Origin of the sequence: Mesorhizobium sp. M8A.F.Ca.ET.057.01.1.1, from assembly GCF_003952565.1 — a bacterium.
Taxonomy (GTDB): Bacteria; Pseudomonadota; Alphaproteobacteria; order Rhizobiales; family Rhizobiaceae; genus Mesorhizobium.
Genome location: NZ_CP034454.1, coordinates 3,484,829 through 3,499,067, shown reverse-complemented (window position 1 = coordinate 3,499,067; position 14,239 = coordinate 3,484,829). Strand labels below are relative to the sequence as shown.

Sequence of the window (14,239 nt, the reverse complement as noted above, 5' to 3'; positions counted from 1 at the left end):
TGCCGGGCCTTCCAAATGCCTGCCACCCGATCTCGGTAGGCTGCAGAGCATATAAAAACGCCGGCAGCCAAGTCAAATACCGCTTTACCGAGATAACGCGACAGTAAATCGGTAGTCGCCGAAAGACAGATACCTGCAAGTACTCCCTCTGGACTCCGCAAGGATTTTATGGATTTCATGCGCAATGATCGATATTCCGTCATTCGCTGGCCTTGGCACCATCTACACAGCAAAGGAAGCTGCGACGCGCCTCAAGATGACGCGGCGAGGCGTTATCACACTCGGCAAGCGTTATGGCTGCTGCTCCATGCACGGGAGATCCGTGCTATTCTCAGAGCAGGATCTTCTCGACATTTGGCAGGTCATGCGGGCGCCCGCCACGGAAACCAAGCCTGTTTCTGCGCGCGCCGTGGCGTTTTATTCGGCGGATACCTCCTACAAGGACTTGCTGCGCACCAACCAACGCGAGCGGGAAGAAAAACGCCGTCTCCGCAAGGAAAAGGACGCCGCAAACCGAGAGCGACGCCTCGAAGAGAAGCGCCTAGTGTCGCGTGCCAAAGTCGAGGCGAGAGCGGCAAAGCGCGCTGAGAAAGCGGCGATGACCGCGGCTAAGCGCGCCTCGGTTGAAGGCGAACAACTCGACCTCGCTAACAAGGATCCGTCGTACTGGACGTCGCAACGAAAGAAGCGGCTGCGGCGGGAACGCATCGCCCGGATGGAGAGCACGCCATGACGCCAGAGCCTCGCACCGTCACGAATGCTGCTCTCGACAAGCTACCGCTATTCGCGACCGACTTGGAAATAGCCATCGCAATCGTCGGCAAGCAGAACGCATCAAGGTGGAAGCGCGATGTGATCCCGGCGCTCGAGCGCAGAGGCTTTCCGAAATGGGACTCGTTGCACCAAGGGCGGGCCGTGCCGCACGTGCGCCAATTTTACGCCCTCTACCTTGGGATCACCGCTGGCTTCACGATGGCGCCGCCGCCAGACGGTGTCGACAAGGTGGGATCATGGCGACCGCGCGATCAGAACAGAGACGATTCGACCGCGAGCCATGCACCGGGAACTAACCCGGGAACAAACCTTCGGCGATCTCATGCGCAGCGCAAAGCGGAGGCTAAAGCCAACGCAGAGGCTTGGGCTGTGAAAAAGCGCAATGCCCTAGAGGCCCACCGGGCGAAGCGGGCAGCCGAGGCCGCTAACGGCCAATCCTGAATGCACTGTCTCGGCTCCGGGACAAAGCATACTTGCGTCCCGTCCACCGATCGAAGACCGTTCGCGCGAGCGAGGAAAGAGTCGGACCCGATCGATGTGGTTGGTGCTTAAGGCAAACGAGTCAGACCAATACAATTGGCTGAAGATGTTCAAGCCCCCTTCGATCCTCACGTCGAACTTATGTCTCATGATTCGGGCGACCAATTGCTCGTCCTCAAGACTAAAGAATTGGACGATCTCTCTACACTCAAGGACACCTACAACGTCGGCGAGGGCATAGTCCGCACCTTGAACGGAGTCGTCGCAGCCATAATGGAAAAGTCTGCTGTTGAGCCGGATGGCGCTGCCGAAATGCGCGGCGGCAAACTGATCCGCCATATGATGATGCGGACTGAAACAGCACACTTTTCTTTTGGCGGACCTTCGGCCGAATTCACCGTAATTATTCGAGACAAGGAAGGAAACATCGTCGTCCCACCGCCAGCGCCGTCTGCCGCACAAAGCCGATATGCCGCATCGAGAAAAAACGAGCTGTTGACGCATGCGTTGAACTATTGCGCTGGCGAGCCTGGCTGGTTCGACCTCTATAAAGCGATGGAGTGTCTTGAGCAGGCGGGATTTGCGAAAAAGGGGCAAGAAATGACTCGCTTTAGCCGGACTGCGAACTGGTTCCATCGTCACCATGACACGAAGAACCCTCCGCCGCCGAACCCCATGGATCTGCGGGAGGCGCGGAGGCTGTTGCGTGGACGCATCAATCAAGCCCTCGATGAACTGGCAACGAGATCGACGGATTGATGAGCGGTCGGCTCGTCATTGGCGAGTCAGCAAACTTGCACTACAAGCGACTGCAGGGGCGGGGTGACAAGACACAGGAGCAAACTACTTTGGCCGACGAAAACAACGATGAACTGATCACCCTGACTGCAGACATCGTCTCTGCCTATGTTGGCAACAATCCCTCCCCGTTTCAGGGTTGCCCGACCTCATCGCCTCGATCCACGCATCATTGTCAGTTGTAGGCCAACCGACCGTCCCGGAGCAGCCCAAGCAGGAGCCGGCCGTCAATCCGAAGCGTTCGGTATTTCCCGACTACATCATCTGCCTCGAAGAGGGGAAGAAATTCAAGTCGTTGAAGCGCCACCTCAGCGTACACTATGGCCTTACCCCGGAAGAATATCGCGAGAAGTGGGGTTTGAAGGCGGACTATCCGATGGTTGCGCCCAACTATGCTGCCCAGCGTTCGGCGTTGGCGAAATCGACTGGGCTCGGGCGGAAGCCCGCGGCAAAACCGGCGAAGGGCGGCAAAAGGCGCTCGGCACGGTGACGGCGGAGCCCTGCCCGTTTTGCACAAGCTCTGACGTGATCTCACACGTGGCAGAAGGGCGAACGGTGATGAGATGCGAAGACTGCGGTGCATCCGGCCCGGTCTGCATCGACGAATTGAACGCCTTTAGAAGCTGGAATCGTCGTCCCGCTACACCTGATCAGGATTGGGACTAGCGGCCGTTTCCAGCAAGCATAGTCGACCCGCCCGAACGCGCGCGCGAAGTGTGCCATTTTAATACAATCCCCAATTTGTAGACTCCCATGGTGCATCGGCAGCTAGTGTCTCCGTCCATACCGGTGGAGGAGAAAGGCTGCGGATCGGGAGGAAAACCAATGTCTGCCCAGAAAGAAGACTATCGAACGAACAAGGCCGACTATTTGATCGCCGCGACGAAAGGCCGATCGGGCGTCGATGTCAGCCTCAATGAGACACTTGAAAGAAGGAGGAGATCGCTGTGGCTAAGAGATCCGGGAGCCGCCAGATTGGCCGCAAATCCGTGCGATAGCTTGCCAGCACCAAGAGCCAGACCACGCGGCGATTGACGACGGTATTGCTTCCTTCGAGGCCGCAGCAGCGCTTGGGGATATCCCCGGCTGCGCCTTATGGGTGGGTGCCGGGAAGCAGGAGCAGTGGCGGCTCACTGCCTCGCCGATCGCGACGCCGCGGTGGCCTTCCTTGTCAGAACCAGGCAGCGGCGGGACGCATAGGCCTTGCGAAACAAGCCATTGCTGGGGATGGTCTCGCAGCGGGCGTTGACGGGCGGCCTCTTGGCGTGTCGCAGACGCTTTGGTCAATGGACGATCTTTGCGAGAAGATGGACGCGGTTGCACCGAAGCCGGGCAAGCGCGGGACTTACAAGAAGCAGGAAAAGCGAGTTTCATGAAAGCGGAGTATAAGGGTCATAGGATTGTGGACGCCGATAAACTCGCGTTCGATCTCTCTACATGGCGTCCGTCTGATCCAACTGATTTTTCGCTCACCATTGATTTCTATGCGGGAGAAGAGGGTAAAGAAGGCTCAGATGCTTTCACGGCCACGGTGTGTTCGCCGACATGGTTTCTTCGGTCCCACACAGAAGCGGCCTTTTCTGGTGAAGGCGTGATTTTCATGCGGGCGTTCGATCACCTTCAACTTGAAAAATTTCTCATCGCTCGATGCGCTTCGGCTCAGGGCAATAGCTGGGATGAGATAGCCTGTGAGCTTTCGCGGGTCGGGCGATGGGAATTTGAATACAAGCTCTGAATTTCAAACTGAGCAGCGCGTAGCCCTTGGCGTGAACGATGAAGCGCGCGCCGAGCGCATCCTTGATGGCGTGGTTGGCAAGCGCCTGACCTATGAAACAACTAAAGCGAGGTGAGGCACCATATGGCGTCTGGCGACCCTCAAAATACCGCCCCAAAGCCAAGCAGCAAAAAGGCAAAGCCACTTAGTCAGAAAGAGCAATCCGAGCGGTTCAAGCAAACCGCTCGGGAGCTTGAAGCCGACGAGACGGGAGCCGCCTTTGATCGTGCTATTCGGCAGCTTCTGCCAGAAAAGCGGGACGCGGCGGGAACTCCCGTCCGGAAGAAACCAGATACTCCTTAAAGCCCGTATTGCAGAATGGGTGGGTCAACTGGTCATTGTCCGCATCGCCCCTCCCACCATCTTGCACCCTAACGACATGGTCGTCGCTCAAGGCTGAAATGGGCAATCTGGCGTAGCAAAGCGGACAGCGGAGCGCTGATCTCAACAATTCCCGACGCCGCGTCGCGCCCCTACTGTCATTCGTGAAACGCTTACCCGGCGAATTTTCGATCTCAACGACCTCGGAAAGTCCTTTGAAGCGATGATCCGCAATTAGCGATGCTAGGATTGCGCTCGAAGCCTTGCCTCCCCTAAATCCCTCAAAAATCAGCTTGTACATTTCGAACACAGATGGCGCACTTTTCGTCCATCCACCATACTTGCCCAAGATGTGTTTGACGATGTTGTCGTTAGCCACCAAGAACTCTTCGAATTCGGCTCTGTGAAAGCAGAAATCGATCATTCGGCCGGATGAATTCAGGTGCTGAATAAAGCTGACCATTGCCAAGAAGGCAGATGGATGATGCTTAGTGGCACCCCAAAAATAGACGGATGGATGCAGCCCAAGGCTCGCTTTGCCATCACCTGAAAGGTACTTTACGACGCCGTGAACCTTGTCCAAAAAACGGATGGTCTTGCTTCCATCTTCATCGTTTTGCAGTTCATCTAGAGCTTTCTTAGCTCTTAGATCGTTAGCGAAATTTACCAAGTCGAGGGAGATGCGCAGAGCTTCCGCCGAGTACGGCTTGCCAGCGATAGGCATCTCAATTGACCGCGACAAATCGGCATTTTCAGGCTCAAACATGACGTCATAGATTTCTTGGCCTTGCGCTTAATTTCCTCCCTCTGCGCTTCCTCGAACTTGGACCAATATTCGTATCCCGTTGCAGCGCGGACTAGCGCTCGGGCAGCAATTACATTCGGCTTTCGCCGCGAGACGATCATATATTTTCAGTCTCGTTGATCTCAACGGCTCGTTGATTGATGGCGAGAAACGAATCCTCGGCGGTATCTGCGTCACCCTCAACCCACTGAGCGTCCAGCGGTTTGCCGATATTGGACGCCCATTTGATGCGCTCTCTGGTCGGATTTTCTTGCTGGAGGATGGTGCTGATTTCTGCGTAGCTGCCGACCTCGCTTACGACGCGTTGCCGGCACTCATCGGCATAGTCCTTTTGCTGCTTTGGGATCTTATCTTCGAAGAAACGACGCGAGATTGGCCCTGCGCCGTAGTCATCGTTTACCCATGCGATGAAGGCGCTAAGTCGATGGGCTCCGTCGATCACGAAGGTATAGCCCGCATCTGACTTCCACAGGATAAGGGCCGGGATCAGGCTACCATTTCTGAAGGCCTTAATAAGCGTAACTACGTTGTCGATATCCCAATCATTAGTCACGCGCTGAAAGGACGGTTTTCGCAAAAGCCCATAATGCAGGCGATTGGTTTGCAACTCAGAGACAGGAATGCCGCCCGAACCGATTGATCCCCGCCCAGTGGTGCTAATTTCCAAATCTTCGCGCTTGATCATGGCGTCGAGATTTAGACGCTTAACCATCTGCATTTCTCCCCACCCGCTAGTGCGGAATTTATTCCTCAATTCGGTAGAGCAGGCAAGCCAGAACAAACAGGGTAGTGTCTCAGTTTGAATTTAAAAGCCGATCCCGGTGAGCAATGTGCAGAAGTTGCATCTGCTCAAACAGCGTCAAAAGCTCTTCGGCCAAGTCCGTCCTGAAACCATTGTGGTGGAAGTCGGCGACAATTTCCCGCTGGCGTGCAATGTGTCGCTCGCCTCGCAGCACGTGCTGCTCCAGCATCGCCAGAACGGTTTCCCTCATCGCTTAACGGATAGCAGGTTTCTGGCGCTTTTTATACGGCCGCGCTTTCCGGTAGGGGTCATTTTGAAATGTCTCTGATCTCCGCGATAGCTTGGGTGAGCGGCTTACCGGTTTCGTCGCGGAGGAGTACCCACACCACGGAACGTTCCGCGTCTTTTCGCTTGGAGTTCTGCAATGTGCTCATCAGGAAATCCTGAAGGGCCTGCTTCGCCTCCTGCGCGTTGGCGAACTCCAAGCCGTCACTGTCGCGTGTAAGGATCGTCCCATCGTGGCTGTCGAAAAAAATCTCGGCATCAGTCAGAGCTTTTCGTGGTAGCGGGTTAACCCGGGCTCTCCCTAATATTGCGGGTCAACCCAGCCATCAGTCCACCAATCCAGGATCATGGGAGTGCACTATCCAATCGACCAACGTGCGGTATAGGCTGTCGACTTCATCATCGATCTCGTCACGCCGGATGCCGACGGCCTTAGCGTCGGAAAATAGCTTGTGAGTTAGGTCGTGTATCGAGACCGCATCGGCCTTCGCGTTTTCCGGAACGTTGTTCTGGATCCACTGGTCCAGGAAGTTGATGCCGCGCGCGCTCATTGACGCTGAAGCTTCGTCGCCGGCTTAGGTTCCTGCGAGGACAATTGCGCGGCTTTAAGCCGCTGCTCTCTCAATCGAGCGGTCTTATCGGCCCTTGCCTTCCGCTCCGCAGCCAGCACAAGCTTGCTTTCCCGATCGGCTCTTTCAAGCCTTTCCCGATCGACCTTGCGTTGCGCCATGACAGCCTCCTTTGGCCGGACAAGCCAAAAAAGAAATGACCTTGAAAAAGTTCCACACGAAATTTTGCCGCCTAATATCAAATGTTATTGCCCGTGACGGTCGGTGCAGGCGTCTTCGCGAACCTCACCCTCCATCGAGGGTTTATGCAGGCCGAGACCGATCCGTTGGCCCTCGGCGAAGGCTCGTGCATACGATTCGACCTCGAACGACTTGATTGTGGCGTTGCCATTCCGCACAACGCGAACGAACCAACGCCAAGGTTCTCGGTTATTTCGACGGAATCGTGGATGGGATCGGGGGTTATTTCTGAAGCCATTGCTTCCTCCCAAGATTGGGCGAAAGCACCGTAGTTGGCTTCCAAGCGACCCGTATGCCGTGCAGTTTCGGGCGACTTAAGGACCCTACGCTATCTGGGGGAGGCCCGACACAACATTTGTATGTCGCGGGCTAAGAATCGATCTGAATATGAAAAGTCATAGCCACCTGCAGAAGCTGGCGGCCCTTCTCATCGCGGACCTTGAATGACAGCTCCCGATGGGAACCATCCGGCAACACTTCCTTTATCACATCGACCAAGGCGCTGATGGCCTCGCGCTTAACGGCATCGAAACTGGATAAGTCTGTCCCCACCTCGTCGGGCTGAGCTACGCCATTATCCAAAAAGTCAAAGAAATAGAGGGCCATAGGCAATTAATCTGGCAACCGTGAAAAAGTTTCCTGAAAGGGAGAATTCGTGAACCGCCCTATTCCTCGCGAAAATCCTGCAACGAAGCGTGGCGCAAATCCTCCTCGCCGCGCAAGGGCTTCACACGACCGATGAGGCCCGGCTTGACCCATTGCGTTGCCGGCCGCTTCAGAAGGTCGATCAGCGCGATCTGGCCAGGTTGTGTGGCATGAGCAGCCGGATCAACGGCAAGTCGAAGACCAGCAGCGATCCGAAATCTTGCCTACGGCCATATATGCATAGTCCTTACCCTTTTACCCGAGCAAGGCCATAATGTTCCCCGCCGTATATTAGCAATCGCTTGACGAGGCCGTTCACTGCTCCAGAATCATGACATGGGCAGAAGCTTCCGCATCGGCGACGAGGTAGCCATCACCGCAACGATACGCAGGCGCGTAACTGAGGACCGCGTGAGCGTCTCCATACCCTCCTATGGGCAGCCGCACTCCATCGTTGACAGCACGTTGAAAGTGCAGAAGGGGCAGCCGATCGAACTGATTGGCGACGTCACACACATCGATGAGGGAAAGGTGACGGTGAACCTGGGCATTCCCATCACCGTTGATGCCGCGACCGTCAGGCTGGTGACGCCCTATAAGCCGCCGACGCGGAAGACGCCGCTAGTTGACGAGGCAACCTAGAAAGTCGTCGGCATTGGCATGGCGACCGCGGGCTAACTTCGATCCACCAAGCCGGCATCATGGTGCACTATCGCATCAAGGATCGCCTCGTAGACGCTGCCGATATCTTCCTCGATCTCGACGCTGCCGATTCCGACCACTTTGGCGTCGGCAAAAAGCTTCTGGGTCAATTCTGCGACTGAGATAACATCGGCCCCGACTGTCTTGGGAACGTTGTTGCTTATCCACCGATCTAAGAAGTTTGTGCCGCGAGTGCTCATATCGCGATAAGCTGCATAGGTATATTAGGTTCCGTTTGAGGAAGCCAATGGCTAAGGAAGCCGATTATCAGGATGACGATATAGCGGTGATCTCGCGCGACCCGCTGATAGGCAAGCTACTGCTGATCACGGAAGATGACGAAGAGATCGAGCTTCATCTTGAAAAGGACAGCGCCGAGGCATTGATGAGCGCGTTGGCCGCCTTCCTGGCCGAAGGCCGAGGATAGTCCGAGAAGGCCCGTGTTTGAGACTGGCGTCGCATCCACACCGGGTACGACCGATGTGCTCACACTTTCCTGTCGGCGCTCGCTTTCGCTGCAGTCTTTCTTTTCTAGCTGAACCGGCGAACGAATTCCTCCGCAGGCAGGTCGAAAGCTGCGTTCTCCTGCTTGATGCGTTCGATGGGCCAGTCCCACCAGCGGATTTTCTGCATGGCCGCGATAGTATCCTCCGAAAAGCGGTATCTGACAAAACGTGCCGGGTTGCCGGCAACGATCGCATAAGGCTCCACATCCTTGGTCACGACACTGCACGCTGCAACCACGGCGCCATTGCCGATGTTAACACCCGAGAGGATGGTCGCCCGCGCTCCTACCCATACGTCGTTGCCCAAGACGATGGGCCTTTCGTGCGCAGGTATTCCATTGTGGTCTTGGTTTTCAGGATCTGGTCCTGCAATCCAAAATTCGACGGGGTTTCCGTTGGATGGTCTGCATGACAAATAAAGCGAACTTCGGCGGCAATTGCGCAGAAGGCGCCAATCCTGACTGGAGATTGCTCTGAGAGGAAGAGAAACGACCCGCTATGAATGCCATGCGAGTGCGGTCCCAGCGTAACAAAGGGAGGCAGCACCACTTTTGGCCGAAGCACCCCGCGACCGCGCAGCCAATCTGTCAATTTCGACATACAACCCCTTGCGCAATGGCGCAGCCCCGGCCCATCCGTATCCAGTCGTCGCCCCGGTTCGATGAACTTCAAACGCATGCACAGGACTCGCGGAACCGCGATCATTTAGCATGCCCTTAATTAGTTCCGGAAGATTTTAACGGTTCGAGCGCGTGCTCATCCAGACGAGCCGAAGGTCAGGAACACCATCACCACCCCGAGCAGGGTTGAGAGGGGAACTGCGGCGACCAGGACCGCTTCTAAAACTCGGGTTTCTTTATCCCTGAACATCACGCCTCTGTGCAAGATTCGTCGAGTGCGACTTATCAGCAGTTCAAATTAGCTCGGACTGAAATAGTTCCAAAACCATCCATCCGTGCGCCATGCAACAAAGCGGGACAAACCACGTTGCCTGCATCTGCGGAGGCGCCCGATGACGAAGTACGTGGTGGAAGAGATTTACGGCGGCGCGGTGGTGTCAGCTGGCGTGGTCTTGGAGGACGATCCGATAAAGGCCGCCGAGATACTGGCCGGTCAACCTGTTTCGGCAAGGGCACTACAGGATCATTGGTTCCGCGTGGTCGACGAGGATCGGGCCGCCGTATACGAGTACAGCTTGGTCGGACCTGACCAGCGTCCAGACCTCTCTGGATCGACGAAGTTGTCAGACCTTGGCCCGCCAATCGCCGGCACAATGCACGGAGGCGGCTTCCCCCGCGACGAGGACCATTTTTACAATTGCCCGACCTGCGGCCAGAAGGTCGATCAGCGCGATTTGCGCCAAGTCATGTGGCATGAAGTTCCTGGCCATGAGCCACTGGAGACAGAGCCCGCGACAATCCTCAGTTTCCCTCGACCAAAATAGAAAAGCCCGCCTGCCGGTCAGGGCAAACGGGCTTTATGGAACATAAGGCAGAACTCAAGGCGGCGGAGGCGGCGGTGTAAACGATAGGCTCACGGCGGCTGTCACAACCGACAGGCGCTCGCGCCTAATCAGCACTGGCTTCTCATAGGCTCTCTTCATAGTGGCGCTCCTCGCTTTACCCTCGGTCAGGAAACTGCCTTACGCCGACGATTCTTGTCAACCGCCTGCGCCAGAGATCACCAGCTCGGCCGCCAGCCAGAAGCCACTGGCCATGAACAGCAGCACTACCATTGAAAACAGTAAAAGCCGCATGCGACGCCCGCCTCGTTGCAGATCGGCATTGTAGCACGGGCTAAAGAACAAAAAGCCCGCTACCTTCCGGCAGCGGCAAGTCCGGTATGCTGTATGATCCGCCCCTATTAGCCCGCCGCCCCATTTCACGGCAGCGACGGGCGCCCCAGGGATGAATCAGGGGCAATAACCCGAGGCGTTGGAACCCCGAGCTATTCGAACTAGGAAAAGCCCGCCACTGAGGAAGCAGTGACGGGCCCTTTGTTGGTCTGCTCAGTTGAGGGGACTGAGCATATAGTGAATTTCATAGCAGCGGTTTGGTTCCAGCAAAAAAGCCCCTCATGCCGAAGCACGATGGGCGTAAATCGAGCGGGCTACTTGCCGCGCCAGATTTTGTAATAGATTTGGACGGCGAGCCACACGATGCCGAGGAGCGTCAGCAACAGGGATGAGCCATCCTGAATGTATGGAAGCCAAAGGGCGTTGGTCGTTGCAGCTGCAGCGATGCCCGTGGTTATGCGCTCTTGTATGACGGGGTCGTTGATCACTTCTTCGCACCCCGCAAAGCTGCGTCACGCTCATGATAGAAATCGCGCAGCGCCTTCAGTCGGCCGCCGCACTGAATGAGCGCCTTCCTGTCCGAGATCCACAGCCGCTCGACGTCGCCTTGTTTCAACTCGCCATTCGGCAAGCGCACCGGGCCAAGACAGGAAATCAGCAGAGACCTATCCGGCTCGCTTAGCGTTGGCGGTTCACTGATGGACCGAGTCGATACGCAACCCGCTGCCGTCAGACAGGCAAACGCGATCGCGATCAGGGTCAGCGTTCGCTGCATCTGACAATTCCTTGATGTGGGCTTCTAGGGCTTGGTTTGCGGCCTCGAGTTCGTCCAGGCGTTTTGACTCATTCGCCTTGGCCTGCGCATTGGCTTGCGCCTGGCGCGAAATCTCGGCCGCCGTAGCGGCTTTGATTTCGGCTTCGCGCTTGTCGTATTTCGCGGACCATGTGGCCTCTTTGTGCGCGCCGCCCAAATGGTAGGTGTAGCCAAACGCACCGACGATCACTGCGGCAATCAGGCCGTACTTGATGAGGCTGGCGTATCCGCCTGTCAGGAGGTCAAGCCACTTCATGCGCCACCCGCCTGCGGCAAGCCAGACACACAAAGCTCGGCTTCGCCGATGCGCTGCGCGTCGCCCATCTCGCGGCGAAGCACCAAGCCCTGTACGGTGTGGCCGCCCGCCTTATTGAATGCGGTCTGCGCCTCGCATGCTTGCCGATACTGCTTGGCGGTCGCGAACTTGGCCGCCCGCGACTTGCACGCCGCGGCTACGCCGAAGTTGTAGGCGCCCGACAGAAGCGAAGCCTGAAGGCTGACCGGCAGGCTGGTGTAGCCGGCAATGCAGCGTGTCAGCGGCTTGTAGTAGTCCGCAACCACGCGCGTCATAAGCATGTCGTGACATTGCTCTTTCGTGCGCGTCATGCCGGCCTTTACCGGCTTGCCGTCAATCTGCGTCTCGCCGTAGCAGATGTCGTAAATCTCGGCGTAACGATCCCAATGAGAGTGCAGCACAAGACCCTCCCAAGGAATGATTAGCGAGTCTACGGCAAGCGTAACGGCGGGCGGCGGGCTGGACGGCATAAGCGCAGCGCCGGCAGCAACCACGACGGCCGCAATAGCCGCAATGGCCCGCCTGCTCGGCCTAATCTTGTTTATCGGCATTGCTGCCTCCAATTTGTTTGTCGTCGCCGTCAGACTGCCAAGTGAGCCGTGCCGTCCAAGCGCCGCCGAGCAGCGCAAGCGTGAGCCACCACGGCAGGTAATCGGACACGTACGGGACGACGTTGATGATGATGTCTACGAGCGCGGCCAGCTCAATGAGCCGCAGCGACCAGGCGCGTTTAAGCACCCGCTCGACGTCAGGGATGAGGCGCATTGATGGGGATCTCTATGTGGGGCGCTAAAGCTTAGCCGCCGCCACGAACAGATCTTCGACCTGTTCGTCGGTAAGACCAACCTCAATTGCGAGCGCCTGTAGATAGGCATGGTCGCGCGAAATGTAGGTCGCCTTGCGCCACCAGATGCGGACCGGCTCATATGGGAACGCCTCGATTGCCGCGTTGACGATGCCGAGCAGCAATCCGTTGTCGACATTGAATAGCGCGATCTCAGCTTGCGCCGGTGATACGCGATCGGGGACGCGAAGCGACGGTCCTGGCAATCCGTAGACTGCCAAGACGTCGGTAAGTTCGTCTTCGCTTACAATGTGGGTTATTCCGGCATCCTCCGGTAGCGCATCGACGTAGGTGCCAGCCACGCTCGACCACGCGCGGCTTTCATCGTTCCCGACGATCCAATACCAATCGCAAGGATTATAATTATCAGACATATTGACCGCCATTGGTTACGGTTCCGGCAGCATTGCCGGGGAAATAAGTCGCGCCCGCGCCATTGATAGAAATAACCGCATTAGCATCGACGGCGTAACGTGTACCAGTAACGGAACCCGCAGTTCCGGCGAACGTGATGCCGTTCGCAAAGACAATCGCACCTGTTGTGGAACTGGCAAATGAGCCGAACGAAAGCGTGCCCGCGAATGTAACTGTTTGCGATTGTACACGAATGATCGCACCGCCTACAGCCGACCAATGGAGACCGCCAGCGGACGAACTACCGCTGACCGAATAAGGCCCGGTCGCAATAAGCACGCCACCATCTGCCGCTCGAAGTTGCTGATACAACCCCGCGCCCACGTCAATATTCTGAAATTCCAGACGCGATGAACCGACCACCAACAAGCCGAACGATATACCGCTTCCTGTGCTTTCGATGCGCACGCCGCGCAACTTATAGACAGTCGAAAGATTTTGACTGACAAGATTTGCGACGTTCCCAGAAAACACACCAGTAGTGCGCAACACGACTGTAGACGGGGACGCTTCATTACCCACAATAATAATTGAGCCGGCACCCACCGCAGATTTCGCGATCAACCCAACGTTGCCGATATCATAGGTTCCCGCGCCAATTTGAATTGTCACGTCATAAATTGACGTATCCAACGAAGCGGCAACGTCAATCGCCTTTTGAACTGTCAAGAACGCACCACCCGCCGCGTTCGTCAAACCGTCATGAGTATCAGCACCATCGGTCCGCACGTAAAAGGTTCGCGCCGCCGTAAGGACTCCACGCTTCTTGCCCGCTGCCACCTGAAGCGCATCAACTTGCGAAAGCGTCAGGTCTTCGGGCGCCCCTGTGCCCGCGCTGGCGCGGCCTTTAATGGTGGCATTTGACATACTGGCGGCGTTGACCACCGGTATCTGCGGATTGGTGTTATCGACCGTAATGCCAGTGCCGCTCACCAGGCTATTAACGCCACCTCCAACCACACCTGTGCCGACCGCAAACGGCCCGTCCCACGATGTACCGGTCCAGCGATAGAACGCGAACGCAACGCCGATCTCGGCGCGCAGGAAGAGATAGCCCTTATCGGCCATCGTCAGCGTAAGTGCAGCGCGGTCAGTTAGGCTGCCAGATGAGTTGGGCGTGATTCCGGCGAGCGACAAAGTCACCAGCACGCGCGACAGCGTGGTCTGCAGATTGACAACGCTAGCCGCGGACGAACTCTCCAGCGCGATCGAATAAGCCGCACCGCTTGCCGTGGAGCCTGGCCATGGGTAGTCGAGCGTAATGGATGTGTCGCTGCCCACCGATGCGATAGGCACAGCCACGCCAGCGCTCGAGAACATGCCGCCGGCCACAAGCGCGACCGACCAAGCGGTGCCGCTGCCAGTAACCGTAGCGCTGCCATTCGTCACGGATACCGTGCCGGTTTTGTAGGTGCTCATTTATGTTCCTTGCGGGT

22 protein-coding genes and 5 pseudogenes are annotated in these 14,239 nt (G+C 56.8%); 12 read left to right on the top strand and 15 right to left on the bottom strand.

Annotated features, from left to right (window positions below):
- Positions 1–184 precede the first annotated feature (184 nt).
- The 5 genes and pseudogenes from EJ077_RS16430 to EJ077_RS32810 all read left to right on the top strand — a co-directional run bounded on the left by EJ077_RS16430 (position 185) and on the right by EJ077_RS32810 (position 2,718).
- A complete protein-coding gene (locus EJ077_RS16430) occupies positions 185–733 on the top strand; it encodes a hypothetical protein (protein ID WP_208695280.1) in 549 nt (182 codons plus the stop codon).
- Positions 730–1,215, top strand: coding sequence for a hypothetical protein (locus EJ077_RS16425; RefSeq protein WP_208695279.1), 486 nt, complete (start codon positions 730–732; stop codon positions 1,213–1,215). Before EJ077_RS16430 ends, EJ077_RS16425 begins: the two co-directional genes overlap by 4 nt.
- A 135-nt stretch (positions 1,216–1,350) precedes the next feature.
- A complete protein-coding gene (locus tag EJ077_RS16420; RefSeq protein WP_208695278.1) occupies positions 1,351–2,013 on the top strand; it encodes a hypothetical protein in 663 nt (220 codons plus the stop codon).
- 89 nt (positions 2,014–2,102) lie between these two features.
- Positions 2,103–2,542, top strand: a pseudogene (locus tag EJ077_RS16415) (MucR family transcriptional regulator).
- Positions 2,539–2,718, top strand: coding sequence for a Lar family restriction alleviation protein (locus EJ077_RS32810; RefSeq protein ID WP_367142409.1), 180 nt, complete (start codon positions 2,539–2,541; stop codon positions 2,716–2,718). Before EJ077_RS16415 ends, EJ077_RS32810 begins: the two are co-directional and overlap by 4 nt.
- A 509-nt stretch (positions 2,719–3,227) precedes the next feature.
- Here EJ077_RS32810 and EJ077_RS32130 read toward each other — a convergent pair.
- Positions 3,228–3,311: pseudogene (locus EJ077_RS32130) on the bottom strand (SOS response-associated peptidase); the annotation flags it as partial.
- 113 nt (positions 3,312–3,424) lie between these two features.
- Between EJ077_RS32130 and EJ077_RS16405 the strand changes: the two are divergent.
- Both EJ077_RS16405 and EJ077_RS32125 read left to right on the top strand, forming a co-directional pair.
- Positions 3,425–3,787 carry an Imm8 family immunity protein gene (locus EJ077_RS16405; protein ID WP_208695276.1) on the top strand — a complete coding sequence of 121 codons (363 nt, stop codon included), beginning with the start codon at positions 3,425–3,427 and terminating at the stop codon, positions 3,785–3,787.
- Positions 3,786–3,902, top strand: a pseudogene (locus tag EJ077_RS32125) (IS1595 family transposase); the annotation flags it as partial. The gene EJ077_RS16405 and the pseudogene EJ077_RS32125, both read left to right, overlap by 2 nt.
- A gap of 153 nt (positions 3,903–4,055) precedes the next feature.
- On the opposite strand, the gene EJ077_RS16400 reads toward EJ077_RS32125, so the two are convergent.
- Complete coding sequence (locus EJ077_RS16400; protein ID WP_208695275.1) at positions 4,056–4,913, bottom strand: HNH endonuclease signature motif containing protein; 858 nt, start codon at positions 4,911–4,913, stop codon at positions 4,056–4,058.
- A 136-nt stretch (positions 4,914–5,049) separates the two neighbouring features.
- Positions 5,050–5,664 (bottom strand): DUF262 domain-containing protein, encoded by a 615-nt coding sequence (locus EJ077_RS16395; protein ID WP_208695274.1) that lies wholly within the window; start codon positions 5,662–5,664, stop codon positions 5,050–5,052.
- A 109-nt stretch (positions 5,665–5,773) separates the two neighbouring features.
- Here EJ077_RS16395 and EJ077_RS16390 point away from each other — a divergent pair, with 109 nt between their 5' ends.
- Positions 5,774–6,022, top strand: a complete 249-nt coding sequence (locus tag EJ077_RS16390) for a hypothetical protein (protein ID WP_208695273.1) — start codon at positions 5,774–5,776, stop codon at positions 6,020–6,022.
- 283 nt (positions 6,023–6,305) lie between these two features.
- Here the strand turns inward: EJ077_RS16390 and EJ077_RS16385 are convergent, their stop codons facing one another.
- From EJ077_RS16385 to EJ077_RS32120, 4 genes and pseudogenes are all read right to left on the bottom strand, one after another.
- Positions 6,306–6,530: a DUF768 domain-containing protein gene (locus EJ077_RS16385; RefSeq protein WP_208695272.1), complete on the bottom strand. Its 225-nt coding sequence runs from the start codon at positions 6,528–6,530 to the stop codon at positions 6,306–6,308.
- On the bottom strand, positions 6,527–6,709 hold the full coding sequence (locus tag EJ077_RS16380; protein WP_208695271.1) for a hypothetical protein: 183 nt from the start codon (positions 6,707–6,709) through the stop codon (positions 6,527–6,529). Before EJ077_RS16380 ends, EJ077_RS16385 begins: the two co-directional genes overlap by 4 nt.
- Before the next feature lie 448 nt (positions 6,710–7,157).
- Complete coding sequence (locus tag EJ077_RS16375; protein ID WP_208695270.1) at positions 7,158–7,394, bottom strand: DUF6894 family protein; 237 nt, start codon at positions 7,392–7,394, stop codon at positions 7,158–7,160.
- Between the two features lie 59 nt (positions 7,395–7,453).
- Positions 7,454–7,567 (bottom strand): annotated as a pseudogene (locus tag EJ077_RS32120) (ATP-dependent DNA ligase); the annotation flags it as partial.
- A 202-nt stretch (positions 7,568–7,769) separates the two neighbouring features.
- Between EJ077_RS32120 and EJ077_RS16370 the strand changes: the two are divergent.
- Positions 7,770–8,075 (top strand): hypothetical protein, encoded by a 306-nt coding sequence (locus EJ077_RS16370; RefSeq protein ID WP_208695269.1) that lies wholly within the window; start codon positions 7,770–7,772, stop codon positions 8,073–8,075.
- Positions 8,076–8,107: 32 nt separating this feature from the next.
- Here EJ077_RS16370 and EJ077_RS16365 read toward each other — a convergent pair whose 3' ends face one another.
- Complete coding sequence (locus EJ077_RS16365; protein WP_208695268.1) at positions 8,108–8,335, bottom strand: DUF768 domain-containing protein; 228 nt, start codon at positions 8,333–8,335, stop codon at positions 8,108–8,110.
- Positions 8,336–8,382: 47 nt separating this feature from the next.
- Between EJ077_RS16365 and EJ077_RS16360 the strand changes: the two genes are divergently transcribed.
- Positions 8,383–8,562 (top strand): hypothetical protein, encoded by a 180-nt coding sequence (locus tag EJ077_RS16360; RefSeq protein WP_208695267.1) that lies wholly within the window; start codon positions 8,383–8,385, stop codon positions 8,560–8,562.
- 12 nt (positions 8,563–8,574) lie between these two features.
- A pseudogene (locus tag EJ077_RS32115) lies at positions 8,575–8,670 on the top strand (IS5/IS1182 family transposase); the annotation flags it as partial.
- On the opposite strand, the gene EJ077_RS32110 reads toward EJ077_RS32115, so the two are convergent.
- On the bottom strand, positions 8,667–8,948 hold the full coding sequence (locus EJ077_RS32110; RefSeq protein WP_245458437.1) for a CatB-related O-acetyltransferase: 282 nt from the start codon (positions 8,946–8,948) through the stop codon (positions 8,667–8,669). The pseudogene EJ077_RS32115 and the gene EJ077_RS32110 sit on opposite strands and share 4 nt — an antisense overlap.
- Positions 8,949–9,653: 705 nt before the next feature.
- On the opposite strand from EJ077_RS32110, the gene EJ077_RS16350 reads away from it, so the two are divergent.
- Entirely contained in the window at positions 9,654–10,085 is a 432-nt protein-coding gene (locus EJ077_RS16350) for a hypothetical protein (RefSeq protein WP_208703190.1), read from the top strand.
- A gap of 665 nt (positions 10,086–10,750) precedes the next feature.
- On the opposite strand, the gene EJ077_RS16345 is transcribed toward EJ077_RS16350, so the two are convergent.
- The 6 genes from EJ077_RS16345 to EJ077_RS16320 all read right to left on the bottom strand — a co-directional run bounded on the left by EJ077_RS16345 (position 10,751) and on the right by EJ077_RS16320 (position 14,222).
- A complete protein-coding gene (locus EJ077_RS16345; protein WP_208695266.1) occupies positions 10,751–10,924 on the bottom strand; it encodes a hypothetical protein in 174 nt (57 codons plus the stop codon).
- A 204-nt stretch (positions 10,925–11,128) separates the two neighbouring features.
- Positions 11,129–11,506, bottom strand: a complete 378-nt coding sequence (locus EJ077_RS16340; protein ID WP_208695265.1) for a hypothetical protein — start codon at positions 11,504–11,506, stop codon at positions 11,129–11,131.
- Positions 11,503–12,096, bottom strand: coding sequence for a lysozyme (locus EJ077_RS16335; protein ID WP_208695264.1), 594 nt, complete (start codon positions 12,094–12,096; stop codon positions 11,503–11,505). Before EJ077_RS16335 ends, EJ077_RS16340 begins: the two co-directional genes overlap by 4 nt.
- Positions 12,077–12,310, bottom strand: coding sequence for a hypothetical protein (locus EJ077_RS16330; protein ID WP_208695263.1), 234 nt, complete (start codon positions 12,308–12,310; stop codon positions 12,077–12,079). The genes EJ077_RS16335 and EJ077_RS16330 overlap by 20 nt, the downstream gene beginning before the upstream one ends.
- Positions 12,311–12,334: 24 nt before the next feature.
- Complete coding sequence (locus EJ077_RS16325; protein ID WP_208695262.1) at positions 12,335–12,775, bottom strand: hypothetical protein; 441 nt, start codon at positions 12,773–12,775, stop codon at positions 12,335–12,337.
- On the bottom strand, positions 12,756–14,222 hold the full coding sequence (locus EJ077_RS16320; protein ID WP_208695261.1) for a hypothetical protein: 1,467 nt from the start codon (positions 14,220–14,222) through the stop codon (positions 12,756–12,758). The genes EJ077_RS16325 and EJ077_RS16320 overlap by 20 nt, the downstream gene beginning before the upstream one ends.
- Between the last annotated feature and the right edge of the window lie 17 nt (positions 14,223–14,239).

Bases quoted from the DNA above. Each gene is read 5' to 3' on its own strand.
- EJ077_RS16430 (WP_208695280.1), top strand. From the start codon at position 185: ATGATCGATATTCCGTCATTCGCTGGCCTTGGCACCATCTACACAGCA.
- EJ077_RS16425 (WP_208695279.1), top strand. From the start codon at position 730: ATGACGCCAGAGCCTCGCACCGTCACGAATGCTGCTCTCGACAAGCTA.
- EJ077_RS16405 (WP_208695276.1), top strand. From the start codon at position 3,425: ATGAAAGCGGAGTATAAGGGTCATAGGATTGTGGACGCCGATAAACTC.
- EJ077_RS16400 (WP_208695275.1), bottom strand. From the start codon at position 4,913: ATGTTTGAGCCTGAAAATGCCGATTTGTCGCGGTCAATTGAGATGCCT.
- EJ077_RS16395 (WP_208695274.1), bottom strand. From the start codon at position 5,664: ATGGTTAAGCGTCTAAATCTCGACGCCATGATCAAGCGCGAAGATTTG.
- EJ077_RS16385 (WP_208695272.1), bottom strand. From the start codon at position 6,530: ATGAGCGCGCGCGGCATCAACTTCCTGGACCAGTGGATCCAGAACAAC.
- EJ077_RS16380 (WP_208695271.1), bottom strand. From the start codon at position 6,709: ATGGCGCAACGCAAGGTCGATCGGGAAAGGCTTGAAAGAGCCGATCGG.
- EJ077_RS16375 (WP_208695270.1), bottom strand. From the start codon at position 7,394: ATGGCCCTCTATTTCTTTGACTTTTTGGATAATGGCGTAGCTCAGCCC.
- EJ077_RS16370 (WP_208695269.1), top strand. From the start codon at position 7,770: ATGGGCAGAAGCTTCCGCATCGGCGACGAGGTAGCCATCACCGCAACG.
- EJ077_RS16365 (WP_208695268.1), bottom strand. From the start codon at position 8,335: ATGAGCACTCGCGGCACAAACTTCTTAGATCGGTGGATAAGCAACAAC.
- EJ077_RS16360 (WP_208695267.1), top strand. From the start codon at position 8,383: ATGGCTAAGGAAGCCGATTATCAGGATGACGATATAGCGGTGATCTCG.
- EJ077_RS16350 (WP_208703190.1), top strand. From the start codon at position 9,654: ATGACGAAGTACGTGGTGGAAGAGATTTACGGCGGCGCGGTGGTGTCA.
- EJ077_RS16340 (WP_208695265.1), bottom strand. From the start codon at position 11,506: ATGAAGTGGCTTGACCTCCTGACAGGCGGATACGCCAGCCTCATCAAG.
- EJ077_RS16335 (WP_208695264.1), bottom strand. From the start codon at position 12,096: ATGCCGATAAACAAGATTAGGCCGAGCAGGCGGGCCATTGCGGCTATT.
- EJ077_RS16330 (WP_208695263.1), bottom strand. From the start codon at position 12,310: ATGCGCCTCATCCCTGACGTCGAGCGGGTGCTTAAACGCGCCTGGTCG.
- EJ077_RS16325 (WP_208695262.1), bottom strand. From the start codon at position 12,775: ATGGCGGTCAATATGTCTGATAATTATAATCCTTGCGATTGGTATTGG.
- EJ077_RS16320 (WP_208695261.1), bottom strand. From the start codon at position 14,222: ATGAGCACCTACAAAACCGGCACGGTATCCGTGACGAATGGCAGCGCT.